The organism is Nodosilinea sp. LEGE 07298 (genome assembly GCF_015207265.1).
Taxonomy (GTDB): Bacteria; Cyanobacteriota; Cyanobacteriia; order Phormidesmidales; family Phormidesmidaceae; genus Nodosilinea.
Window position 1 is genome coordinate 1 of sequence record NZ_JADEXE010000210.1, and the last position, 12,045, is coordinate 12,045.

Annotated in this window: 8 protein-coding genes; 3 read left to right on the forward strand and 5 right to left on the reverse strand. The window is 59.1% G+C overall.

Annotated elements, in window-relative coordinates; all coding sequences use genetic code 11:
• Window positions 1-81: 81 nt before the first annotated feature.
• Both cobJ and IQ273_RS23180 read right to left on the reverse strand, forming a co-directional pair.
• Window positions 82-1,959, reverse strand: coding sequence for a precorrin-3B C(17)-methyltransferase (cobJ, locus tag IQ273_RS23175; RefSeq protein WP_194025522.1), 1,878 nt, complete (start codon window positions 1,957-1,959; stop codon window positions 82-84).
• Window positions 1,960-2,290: 331 nt separating this feature from the next.
• Window positions 2,291-4,015 carry a diflavin flavoprotein gene (locus tag IQ273_RS23180; RefSeq protein ID WP_194025523.1) on the reverse strand — a complete coding sequence of 575 codons (1,725 nt, stop codon included), beginning with the start codon at window positions 4,013-4,015 and terminating at the stop codon, window positions 2,291-2,293.
• Between the two features lie 309 nt (window positions 4,016-4,324).
• Here IQ273_RS23180 and IQ273_RS23185 point away from each other — a divergent pair, with 309 nt between their 5' ends.
• Together IQ273_RS23185 and IQ273_RS23190 are read left to right on the forward strand one after the other, a co-directional pair.
• The gene (locus tag IQ273_RS23185) at window positions 4,325-5,221 is read left to right on the forward strand and encodes a tRNA (5-methylaminomethyl-2-thiouridine)(34)-methyltransferase MnmD (RefSeq protein ID WP_194025524.1); all 897 of its coding nucleotides are present in this window, start codon (window positions 4,325-4,327) and stop codon (window positions 5,219-5,221) included.
• 51 nt (window positions 5,222-5,272) lie between these two features.
• Window positions 5,273-6,316 (forward strand): HD domain-containing phosphohydrolase, encoded by a 1,044-nt coding sequence (locus tag IQ273_RS23190; protein ID WP_313898209.1) that lies wholly within the window; start codon window positions 5,273-5,275, stop codon window positions 6,314-6,316.
• Window positions 6,317-6,329: 13 nt separating this feature from the next.
• On the opposite strand, the gene IQ273_RS23195 is transcribed toward IQ273_RS23190, so the two are convergent.
• The 3 genes from IQ273_RS23195 to IQ273_RS23205 form a co-directional block, all read right to left on the reverse strand.
• A complete protein-coding gene (locus IQ273_RS23195; RefSeq protein WP_194025525.1) occupies window positions 6,330-8,249 on the reverse strand; it encodes a DUF3352 domain-containing protein in 1,920 nt (639 codons plus the stop codon).
• Window positions 8,250-8,445: 196 nt separating this feature from the next.
• The gene (gene mutY / locus IQ273_RS23200) at window positions 8,446-9,726 is read right to left on the reverse strand and encodes an A/G-specific adenine glycosylase (protein ID WP_313898210.1); all 1,281 of its coding nucleotides are present in this window, start codon (window positions 9,724-9,726) and stop codon (window positions 8,446-8,448) included.
• Window positions 9,723-10,076, reverse strand: a complete 354-nt coding sequence (locus IQ273_RS23205; RefSeq protein WP_194025526.1) for a DUF760 domain-containing protein — start codon at window positions 10,074-10,076, stop codon at window positions 9,723-9,725. The genes mutY and IQ273_RS23205 overlap by 4 nt, the downstream gene beginning before the upstream one ends.
• A 604-nt stretch (window positions 10,077-10,680) precedes the next feature.
• Between IQ273_RS23205 and egtB the strand changes: the two genes are divergently transcribed.
• The gene (egtB, locus tag IQ273_RS23210; RefSeq protein ID WP_194025527.1) at window positions 10,681-11,964 is read left to right on the forward strand and encodes an ergothioneine biosynthesis protein EgtB; all 1,284 of its coding nucleotides are present in this window, start codon (window positions 10,681-10,683) and stop codon (window positions 11,962-11,964) included.
• Window positions 11,965-12,045 lie beyond the last annotated feature (81 nt).

Genomic DNA, 12,045 nt, shown 5'->3' on the forward strand with positions numbered 1-12,045 from the left:
ACCCTATCTACAGCTGGCATCGGCACCCTCCCCAATCCTAGTCGCAGATTGGCCCTTGTACCCTGCCCCTGACGGGTACTTCTACATACCCCTTTCTAGGTCGCCTTCTAGGCTACTTTCTGGGCCGCCGTTATAGCCTCGGGGGGTGATTAGCCAGGGACCGTGGCGCTGGGTGCTCTGGTTGCCGATTAGCACCACGGTCAGCATGTCGATGGGGGCGTCTAGCATCTGTTCCAGCGTTGTGCGGAAAATGACCTCGTCGGGGCGATAGACCGACTTAACCACCGCAACCGGGGTATGGGGCGATCGCTGGGCCATAAAAATGCGGTGGGCGATCGCAATCTGCTCGGTGCGCGTCTTCGATTTGGGATTGTAGAGCGCCACGACAAAATCGGCCTGGGCCGCTGCCTCTAGCCGCTTCACAATCACCTCCCAGGGGGTGAGCAGGTCGCTGAGGCTGATGGCGCAGAAGTCGTGCATCAGCGGTGCCCCCACCCGCGCCGCCGCCGCCTGTAGGGCCGAAATACCGGGCAGTACCTCTACTGGGGGCGTTTCACCATCCCAGCCGATGCCCTGAAGCTGCTCTAGCACCAGCCCGGCCATGCCGTAGATACCGCAGTCGCCCGACGAGACTACCGCTACGCTTAGCCCCCAGCGGGCCAGCTCAATGGCGCGATCGGCCCGCTGGCGCTCTTGAGTGATCGGCCAGGGCTCAACAATTTGGCCGGGGCGGCAGAGGGGGCGAATTTGATCGATGTAGAGGCCGTAGCCAATTACCACATCGGCGCGAGCGATCGCCCCCTTAGCTGCAGGCGTAATTTGGTTCAAATCACCGGGGCCGGTGCCCACCAGCGCCAGGTGGCCGGGGTGGGGAATATATTCGCGATCGGCCTGGGCGATCGCCACCGTGACTGCACCGGGCTGCCCCTCCACTCGCACCACCTGCTTGGCCACTCGCAGCTGGCCGCCCGAGGCCTCTGTCGCCGCTAGAATGGCGGCGGCCTCGGCCACGCTGGGGGTCTGCACCGCCTGTTCCACAACCATGGACGGGTTGGGCACCGGCACCACCTTCAGTTCCTCAGCTGTAAAGCAGCGCAGGGGCCACTGGCGTTCGGCGCAGAGGGCGACTACCCCTACCTCGTCGGCCTTGAGGTCAAGGCTGGCAATGCCCGCGATCGCCTCTTGGGCAAAATGCCCGGCCCGAAAAATCCGCTCAATTGCCGCCTCAATCACCGCCTGAGGTGTGCCCCGTTCGCAGCCAATGCCCACCCACAGCACACGCGGATGCCACTGGGCCTTAGGGAAGCTGCTGTCGGAGTCAAAGCGCCGCTGAATCGGGCTAATCCACAGGCGAGCGGAGGGGTTGCGAGCAGTTTCAAATACAAAGGAATGGGTTGGCGGCAGGTGGTCTTGCCAGAGGGTGGTGCCGCAGTCTTGAAGCACTTCGACGGGTTTGCCGTGGGCGATCGCAGCGCTCACCCCAGTCCAGTCGCCGCTGCCCTGGCTCCAGCCAAAGGGCACCCCCAGCACATCCACCCCCGGCAGTCCGTGGGCTTGAGAGGATCCGGTAATGACTGGATCGGCATTGAGCAAATGGGCCACCTGGCGAGTCAGATTATCCCCGCCGCCCTGGTGCCCTCCGCAGAGGCTGATCGCCTTTTCCCCCGATTCGCTCACCACGACCACAGCAGGATCGCTGGTTTTGTCCGTCAGCAAGGGCGCAATCAGCCGCACCACCGCCCCGGTAGCCAGGGCAAAGATCAGGCCGTCGTAGGTTGTCCACAGATCGGCGAGGGTGTCTTTAAGGGGGCGATCGTAGACCTGAACCTTGACATTCCAGGCTTCTGCATCGGCAACAAGGCTATGGGGAACCCACAGATCAGCGGGGAGACCCGTGACCAGGGGTAGCAGAGCTTTAAGCCCGGCAGGGGTGACAGCGATCGCAGCAAAGGACGACAACAATAAACCTCAAAGAACCTGGAGTACTTCAATCAAGTACTCCATCTTAGAAGACATCATTGCCCCAAGGCGAACAGCTAGGGATGGACAGGCAGGACGGCTATCCCACAAACCCCTGATATCTCACAAGTTGTAGGGTGGGCAGTGCCCACCATCACCTGCTGCTCAGTTAGAGAACTCAATGTATCCTGCCTGTCCTGGGCGACGACACACCGACCGATCTCGGCTCAGGCGACTTTTAGAAAATAGTTTCCCAAATGGTGGGCAGTGCCCACCCTACAGCGGCCCTAGTCGCTGGATTAAAGCTGGTATCCTCTTTCCTAGAATCTCCTTAGTAGTAGTTGCCCACTTTGCGGTGGTGGACGGCGGTTTGGCCGTCGGGGTCAGACACCTTACCGTCCTGCACGGTGCAGTAAACAATCCAGTGGTCGCTGACTTCCATGCGGGTGGCGACTTCGCACTCCAGGTAGGCCAGGGCGTCGGCCAGCAGCGGCGAGCCGTTGTTAGCGGGGCGGGTGCGTACTCCAGCAAAGCGATCGGCACCGGGGGCAAAGCGCTTCAGAAAGTGCTTCATTAGGCCCAGGTGCTTGCCTTCTTCGAGAATGTTGAGCACAAAGGTGTCGCCCACCTGCATCAGCGACTCAATGGCGCGGTCTTTGGCCACCGCCACCGTAAAGCCCAGGGGCTGAAAGCTAGCCTGGGACACCCAGGAGGCCAACATAGCGCTAGACAACTCGCCCTTTTGGGCGGTGATAATGTAGAGCCCGCTGCTAATCCGGCCCAGGGCTTTCTCCAAATCGGCATCGAGCGACTTGAGCTTCTTCAGCTTGCCCGCCTGAGCTAGCCCCTGGCCCAAGTCAGTACCGGCCTCTTCGCAGGACTGGTAAATGCCCTCAGTAGGGGTGTCTTTGATACGAATGGGGGCAAAAGACTGGATTAATTCCAGATCTTGAAACTTGTTAGCTAAGGGATCGACTGGCTCATCATCGCCACCGTAGGACTCAAACAAACCGATGGTCTGCTTGCCGTGCACTGCCGCCAGAATGGTGCCCAGGGTAGTTTGGGTCTCTTTGGCACCAACCCCAGAGGCCGGGGGCATCCCAATCACCAGGCCCTTGGCCCGGCCCACCAGCTCCGTCACCTCCTGGGGGTCGGCAGAGCGCATGTCCATCATTTCGACCGCGACGCCGGTTTTGGTAATGCCGCGAGCAACGGATTGCGAGAGGCGATCGCTATACCCGTAATCCGACACGTAGAACACCGCCACCAGATCTTCGGACTTGGCCTTCTCCTGGCTCCAGCGCTGGTAGCGCCCCGTTAACTCTTCCACGTTGTAGCGCAGCAGGGGGCCGTGGCCTGTAGCCACCATCTTGACGGGGGGCAGAGCGCCCATACGCTTCATGGCACCCAGCACTGACCTGGCATTGGGGGCCATTAGGCACTCGTAGTAAAAGCGAAAATCGGGGGAAATCAGCTCTAAATTTTCGTCGTAGGTGGCGTCGCTGCAAAAGTGCAGGCCAAAGGCGTCGCAGGTAAACAGCAGGCCGGTTTTGTGGTCGTAGGTAAAGATGGTGTCGGGCCAGTGCAGGTTGGGGGCGCTGACAAACTCAAGGGTGTGGCCGTTGCCTAGCTCCAGAGTGTCGCCATTTTTGACGATCAGACGCTCAAAGGGACGGTGTACCAGGTCTTCGAGAAAGGCGATCGCCACCTTAGCGCCCACCACTACCGCCTGGGGAGCTAGCTCTAGCACATCGCGCACCAGGCCGCTGTGGTCGGGCTCGGTGTGGCTGATCACCAGGTAGTCGATTGTTTTGGGGTCGATTTCGCCGGTCAGCGTCTTCATGTACAGCTCGCGAAACTTGGCGTGGGAGGTATCGACCAGGGCCACCTTTTCGCCGCGAATAATAAAGGAGTTGTAGGTGGTGCCATTTTGCAGACCAAACTCAATGTCGAAGCGATCGCGATCCCAGTCGAGGGAGCGAATGGTGGTGGTATCATCCGCCACTGCTTCGACCTGAATGGTAAGGCGCTTTTGTGCTGGTGCCGCTACAACCATGGAGAACCTCCTGCAAATAGGTGCTGCTAACCCAAGGCCCAATGTAAATCCTGAATTTAGCAACGCTTCTTAATATCTATATTCTCGCTTTAAACCAGAGAGCTGGGGGTTAGAATCCCTTATCGCTTCAATTGCGATCGGTAACCATTGACAATAGCCAACGATAGATTGTCAATCACCCCAGCACCGTTCTACCAGTGTAGAACACGGGGTAAGTGAGCTAGTTAGTACCTCTACGGCACTGAGGCACTAACTGGAGGCATCTTTAGAGAAATCCAGTGCGTCGCTATCCTTAACGCCATACCGTCTATGTCAATCCCTACCGGAGCTTTGGTCTTAGAACCCACCGCCGATGGGTCAATGACGCTGTTTTCAGAAGACTTTGGTGAATGGTTCCACAGCCGCCAGGGTGCCTACGCCGAAGCCTACGCCACCTATGTCGAGGCCACTGACCTGGCCAGTCTGGCGCAGGCACCCACCCTGACCCTGCTGGATGTGTGCTACGGCCTGGGCTACAACACAGCGGCAGCCCTAGATACCATTTTGCGGGTTAACCCGGCCTGCCAGGTGCGGCTGGTGGCCCTAGAGCTAGACCCCCGCGTGCCTAGTCAGGCTGTCGAGCAGGGCCTGATTAACGGCTGGCCTACTGCGGTGCAGGCCTGCCTGCAAGATTTGGCCAACACCGGGCAGGCCCAGCGCCCCTGGCTGGAAGCCATCCTGATGTGGGGTGATGCCCGGCAGCGTATTCAGGCCGTAAAAACGCTAGAATTTCAGGCCGATGTTATTTTCTTTGACCCCTTTTCGCCGCCCCACTGCCCCGAGCTGTGGACGGTGGAGTTTGTTCAACAGGTAGCGGCCTGCCTGCATTCTGAGGGAAAACTGGTTACCTACTCCTGTGCGGCGGCGGTGCGAACGGCATTTCACCGGGCTGGTCTGTCGATTGGCCCGGTGAATGCTGCGGGCCGTCGCTGGCCGGGTACTCTTGCTCAGGTGAGTTCTGTGGGGCTAGCCCCGCTGTCGCCACAGGAGCAAGAACATCTGCTGACCCGGGCGGCGGTGCCCTACCGTGACCCAACCCTGAGCGACAGTGCCGACGTCATTCGTCAGCGCCGCCAGCAAGAACAGTCTGTCTCAGACTTAGTACCAACGTCGGCCTGGCGCAAGCGGTGGCTGCCCCCGCATCAAAAAGTTACTCCGGCTCGATAGGCTAAAGACCTATACCCACCGCTTGGTCGTTGCCACCTTTAGGTTATTGCTGTGCTTTACCAAAACTCCTTGCCGCCCCGCGTACTTGTGGTTGATGACCACGCCCCCAGCCGGATGGCCGCTGTAGCACTACTGTCCGTAGAGGGCTACCACGTAGATCAGGCCCACTGCGGGCAAAGCGCTCTCAGCCGAGTGTTTCAGCACCAGCCAGACCTGATTTTGCTGGATGTGATGATGCCTGGCCTTGACGGGTTTGAGGTATGCCGTCGGCTCAAAGACAACGAAAATACCCGGCTGATTCCGGTGGTATTTGTGACGGCCTTAGCCGATCGCGAGGCTCGCCTACGCGGCATTGAAGCAGGCGGCGACGACTTTTTGACCAAACCCTTTGACCAGCTAGAGCTATCGGCCCGAGTCAAATCGCTGATTCACCAAAAGCGGCTCAACGAAGACCTCGACCACGCTGAACAGGTGCTGTTTTCGATCGCCCGCACCATCGAGAGCCGCGACCCCAATACCGGCGACCACTGCGATCGCCTAGTCATTTTGGCCCGCAGCTTTGGCGAATATCTGGGGCTAGCTCCCACCCACATTCGCGATCTGGCCTGGGCGGGCTACCTCCACGACATTGGCAAAGTGGGCATTCCCGATGCGGTGCTGCTTAAAACGGGATCCCTCACCGTGGCCGAGCGCAACATCATGGAGCAGCATGTGGCCATTGGTGAAAGCATCTGCCGCCCGCTGCGCACTATGCAGGGGGTGGTGCCCATCATTCGCCACCACCACGAACGCTGGAACGGCAGCGGCTACCCCGACGGGCTGGTGGGAGCCGCGATTCCCCGGCTGGCGCAGATTTTTCAGCTAATCGATATTTTTGATGCCCTCACCCACGATCGCCCCTACAAACCGGCTTTTCCCCTCGAAGAGTCGCTGAGCATCATGCGGCAGGAGGTGGAGCGGGGTTGGCGCGACCCGGCCCTAATGGATCAGTTTGAGGCCTTTATTCGCAACTACCAGTGCGAGATTACGGTGGTTTCGGAGCTAACGACCAGCGCCGTCGAGCCACCCCAGCCCGTCAGGCAGCGGTATACGTAGGTGCGGACTGCGGTCAATCGCGGCTGGGGGCTAAGCCTAGCTGGCCCTGAAACTCTATAAAGTTGGGGGTTTGGGCGGTGGTAGCGCTCAGACTCCGCAGGCTGCCAAGATAGGGCTTAGTCGAGTCAAAGGCGGGGGCATTGTGGAGGTCAAATACCTGATAGGCCAGGGCCAGGGTAGCGCCTACATTGAGGTAAAAGTAGCCGTTGTTTGGGTTGGGAAACGCCGCTGTGGCCTGGTCGAACAAGAAGAAATCGGCCAGGGGGTCGTGGGGCGAGGGGGCTAAAACGCTAGTCATTGGGACTGTCCCGGAGGTGATAGCCAGAGTATCGTCGGCAACCCAGCCGTAGCTGCCAACACTAAGCTCGGGAACGTATTCGCCATTGTGCCCTAGCTCCCAGCTCGTGGCAGGCTGCTGGTTAATAGTGCGGGGGCTGACGGAGAGGCCAAAGCTTGGCAGCAGGCCGTCTACAGCGGCCAGGGCACTTTCGGCAGTGGGGCGATCGCTGGTTTGCAGCAGCAGCCCCAGCCCCAGGTACTGCAATGGGCCACCCTCGGTGGGAAAGGCTGCGATCGCGACTTCTCCATCCATCCAGCCAAACACGTCTTGGTCGAGGTCTAGCCCGGTGGCCAAGGTAAAGAACGATCGGGCCGTGGCCAGCCCCTGCTGGGTGAAGTCGCTGGCGTTCTCTAGAATGCGGGAGAAGCCACGCCAAAACCCGGCCACATCGCGACCGCTGATTAGCAAAAAGGTGGAGGCGGGCAGCCGCGTTAGGGGGCTGTCGGCATTGGCTACGCTGGGAGTGAGGCCAAAGGTAAATGGCACCGCATCGTAGTAGTAGCGGCCCCTCAGCTGCATTCCTGTCTCCAGAGGGTAGACCAGCGCCTCCAGGGTGCCGCCAAAATTGAGCGATCGCAGAGTTTGCAGAGTGTCGGCATCCAGCGCGGGGGTGGGCGGCAAGGGCAGCCCCAGGTTGGGCAAATCCGCCGGAGCCAGGTCGTAGTTCAGCAGCTCCAGCGCATTGCCGTAGACCGCAAACAGGGCTCGGCTGCGCTGACGATTGGCCAACGTGCGCTGAAACTCTCGACTGGTAGCCAGCGTTGCCGCGTCACCCGCCTGGCGCAGTCGCAGGTATTGTTCAACGGCGGCGGGGCTTTCTGCGGTGACTACCACATCGGGCAAAAAGGCGACGGCCAGACCACTGGGGCCAAAGGTTGGCAGGGGCACTGGCACCTCTACCTCCAGCTCTGTGTCCTCATCGTGAAACGGGCTAACGGTGAGTGGCAGACTCACTCTATCGCCACCAAACCGCCAGATTTGGGGCGCAGCCGCATGCCTATAGAGCCGTTCTTCTCCGTGGGAGGAGGCTTTCCCGCCGTTTGAAGCATCTGGGACGACTGGCATTTCATCGGCGCAGGGTTCTATCTCTACCTCGGCGGAACCACAGGCCGGGTCAGGCACGCTCTCAGGCCATTCAAGCCATTCTTCGGGCAAAGCCTCAGGTTCAGGAGCTGGCCAGTAGTAGATGTCGGCACCTTGGGCAGAGGTGATTTCGGGGTCGACTTCCTGTAGCTCAAAAAAGGTGGTTTGAAAGGCTGTAAAGGCTTCGGCATCGGCAATCGGGGCCACCATCACGCTGTAGTCGGCGATCGCCACAGCGGTTTCAGATCGGGCGGGCAGTAGGGCAACCACCGCCGTATCGCCCACCCAAGGGGTCACGTCGCGCTCAAAGTCAATTCCGTAGGGCAGGTAGGGCAGCCCGGGCAGACTGGGGATTAGCCCCTGTTCAGTTTCTAGCAGCTTAAATAGCTGAAACTGGCTGAGCTGGCCCCAGGTAGCGGCGGTGGTGTCAATTAACATCACCATGGCCGTGTTTTCGGGCAGGTGCTGCCACACCTCAGCAGCGACGGCCCGAACAGTCAAAGGAGGCATCGTACCGATCGCCAGTCCGGTACCAGCAAAACCCAGAAGCAGCCTACGACCAAAGGAACAGGGCCTCAACCTGCGCTTGCATCCACCCTGGCCCCACCCCCAATTGCCTGTACCCATCATTGCCGCTCCAAATTGCCTTTTCTATCAAAGCCGAGGGCTGGGACAGTGTCTGTAGAATGTGGCGGTTTGTTTACGTTTATGGCGCAGTTTCGACCACATCTATGGGCGTTTGACCTGCCGCGTAGGCTCGCAGGGCGTTGATGATGTGAATATTGGCCTTGGGGAAGGGAAATTCTTCGATCGCATCCAGTGTCACCCAGCGCACCTCGTCGCACTCGATTGGCTGCGGGTCGCCGCTCAGGTGGGTGCAGTGGTGCACGTTGAGAGTGACCTTGAAGTGAGAATAGGCGTGGGTGACGGTGCAGAGGCGATCGCCCACCGCAATTTCCATCCCCAATTCTTCTAAAATCTCTCGGGCAATGCAGGCTTCGATGGTTTCGCCCGGCTCAATTTTGCCGCCCGGAAACTCCCACAGGCCGCCCAGTAAACCGGTTTGCTTGCGGCGATCGATCAAAATCTGCTGCTGGTCATTCCAGATCACGGCGACGCCGATTTGCTTGTGGGGCAGGGGGCCTTTGGGTTCTGACATGGGCAGCTCCGATTGAATATTGCGATTATAGGCCTGACAGTGGGCCTGCCAGGGGCAGCGATCGCACTCGGGGTTGCGGCGCGTACACAGCGTCGCCCCCAAATCCATCAGCGCCTGGTTAAAGTCGCGGGGGTGCGCGGGGTCGAGCAGATGTTCAGACAGCCGCCACAGATCGTTGAGGGCTCTGGCGGGGGGCACAGGCAGCGCCACCAGCCGAGCCAGCACCCGCTTCACGTTGCCGTCGAGAATGGCGAAGGGCAGGTTAAAAGCCGAGCTGAGAATGCCTCCGGCGGTGGTTTTGCCAATACCAGGCAGCGCAGTAATGGCCTCAAAGTTTTGAGGAATCTCGCCGTTGTGATCGCTCACAATGCGCTGGGCTGCCTTGTGCAGGTTACGGGCGCGAGCGTAGTAGCCTAGCCCTTCCCAAACTTTGAGCACGCTTTGCTGGTCAGCGGCAGCCAAAGACTCCACAGTCGGAAACTGCTCTAACCAGCGCTGGTAGTAGGGCAGCACCGTTTTGACCTGGGTCTGCTGCAGCATCATTTCTGAGACCCAGATGGCGTAGGGATGGTCGATGTTGCGCCAGGGCAAAGTGCGGCCCCAATCGCCGTACCAGGCCAGCAGTGCCTGCCGCAGGGCCTGAACAGGAAAATCCGGCCAGGGCTGGTGCGCCTGGGCCGGATTGGGGGAAAGTGGGGGCTGGTTTAGAACCCTCGCTATGCTCGTTGTGTATGGCCCATCAGCATCGCGCGCGGTAGAACGGCGACGGCTAGGGGAGGAAACGGGGGGATACTTTTCCCCCTGGTTCAGTCTTTGACGATCGCTCACTCAGCCTCAAAGGACGATTCTGCTGACATCAGCGAGGCCTCAAAGGCCATGCGCTGTTCAGCGCCGCGCAGAAAATACCCACTCATCATAGCAGAGGCCAGCAGGCGGCCCAGGCTTTCGCGGTTGGTGGTAATTTCTACGTCAAAGTGCTGGGAGGGCAGCCCGCCGAGCAAACCAATGATGTTGTGTTCCATCATCTGCTGCACCTCGGTGGAGGCTGGGTTGGAGAGCTGAGAGACGGTCTCTGGGCTCATGCTATGAACGTACTGCATGAGAGAGTTGATCTGCTCAGAATCAGAATGTTTAAAGCCGTTAAACAGATCGTGGGCTTTACCGGAAGAATTGCTCACAGTGGATACCTCGCTTGGCTGGCAGTAAGTGCGGCCTGGGTTGATCAGATTGAGCTGGATGTGGTTAGTGTTCCCAGTCGAAATGCAGAAGGTGCTATTTGTTCTCTATATCACTATTCACTTCTACAGCAGGGGGCGTAGCCATTCCTGAAACCCATGTGCCTACGGTAACAAGCTCCGTTTCGTCGCTGGGTAGGTAGAACCGTACTGGTTATGGAGAGGTTTTGCCCCCACCGCATGAATCTGAATGCTGCTTCTGTAGGTAGATGTCAGTGCTGAATCGAGGGGTCAAGCTAAGGCGAGACTTCTATAGAGTACTCCATTTCAGAAGGCATCCTGGTTAAAGATGCGACTTTAGCCCGCTGGATTGGTCGTGGTGAAACCATCGATCAGTATTCAGCTGGAACGCTCTAAGCGTATTTCAGCTGAAAAGCATCCCATTTAGGGACGTGAACCCGGCTCACTGGGCCGATCGCGATGAAACCCTGAATGGCTATTGATCTGGAAAATTCTCAACAAGGTCTTAGGCACGTTAAGGCAATCATCATCTTGCGATCGCCGCAATCTGCCACAATGGCCAGAAATGTCCCCAAAAGCCGGAATAATGACGCTTTCTCCCCCCGTTGCCCTGTCCCCAGTGGCCAATTTAGCCAATCACGACTTGATGGCCCAGTATCGGGACGTTCGTAGTTTGAGCGAAACGCTCTGTCGACCCCTCGAAATTGAAGACTATGGCGTGCAGGCCATGGCCGATGTTAGCCCGCCCAAGTGGCATTTGGCCCATACCACCTGGTTCTTTGAAACCTTTTTGCTGCAGCCCTATCTAGAAGGCTATGGAGAATTTCACCCCGGCTACGGGTACTTATTTAACTCCTACTATGAGGCTGTGGGCGATCGCCACCCCCGGCCCCAGCGCGGCCTGCTGTCGCGGCCCACAGTAGCTGATATCTACCAGTACCGAGCCCACGTAGATGAGGCCATGGCAACGCTTCTGCAGCGCCAGGGCAATCATGTGACCGTGAAGGAATTGGTCACCCTGGGCCTGCACCACGAGCAGCAGCACCAAGAACTATTGCTTACCGACCTCAAGTACAACCTGGTCATCAACCCCCTGCGTCCCGCCTACCGCCAGGATGTTGCCGTCAGCAAATGCGCCTCCCCATCGCCGTTAAAATTTGTGGACTGCCCTGGTGGGCTACAGACCATCGGCCATCAAGCCTCAGACTTTGCCTTTGACAACGAAAGCCCAGCCCACCTGGTTTACTTGCCAGACTTTGCCCTGGCCAATCGCCTGGTTACCAACGGCGAGTATTTAGAGTTCATCGCCGATGGCGGATACCAGACCGCCGCTCACTGGCTGGCAGAAGGCTGGGCTATGGTGCAAAGCGAAGGCTGGCAGGCCCCCCTGTATTGGGAGCAGCGCGATGGCCAGTGGTGGGTATTTACCCTGGGCGGCCTCAAGCCTGTCAACCTGATGGAGCCAGTGTGCCACGTTAGCTACTTTGAAGCCGACGCGTTTGCCCAGTGGCGAGGCCACCGCCTGCCCACCGAGGCCGAGTGGGAAGTGGCCGCAGCGGAGGTTCCTCAGCAGGGAAACCTGCTGGCTGCCGATCACCTTCATCCACAGCCTGTAGCGGGGTCGGGCCAGTTAGCCCAGCTCTACGGCGACACCTGGGAATGGACTCAGAGCGCCTACCTACCCTATCCCGGCTTTCGCCCTGCGGCCGGAGCCGTGGGAGAATACAACGGCAAGTTTATGTGCAACCAGATGGTGCTGCGGGGTGGCTCTTGCGTCACCCCACCGGGGCACATCCGCCCCAGTTATCGCAACTTTTTCCCGCCCAGCGCTCGCTGGCAGTTCAGCGGTATTCGGCTAGCGAAGGGGTGAAGGGGTGGATGGGTGGATGGGTAGATGGGTAGATGGGTAGATGGGTATTGATCCAATGCTTCACCTCCCACTCATCCACCC

Excerpts from the sequence above, each read along its gene's own strand:
- IQ273_RS23180 (WP_194025523.1), bottom strand. The coding sequence starts at position 4,015 with ATGGTTGTAGCGGCACCAGCACAAAAGCGCCTTACCATTCAGGTCGAA.
- IQ273_RS23185 (WP_194025524.1), top strand. The coding sequence starts at position 4,325 with ATGTCAATCCCTACCGGAGCTTTGGTCTTAGAACCCACCGCCGATGGG.
- IQ273_RS23195 (WP_194025525.1), bottom strand. The coding sequence starts at position 8,249 with ATGCCTCCTTTGACTGTTCGGGCCGTCGCTGCTGAGGTGTGGCAGCAC.
- egtB (WP_194025527.1), top strand. The coding sequence starts at position 10,681 with ATGACGCTTTCTCCCCCCGTTGCCCTGTCCCCAGTGGCCAATTTAGCC.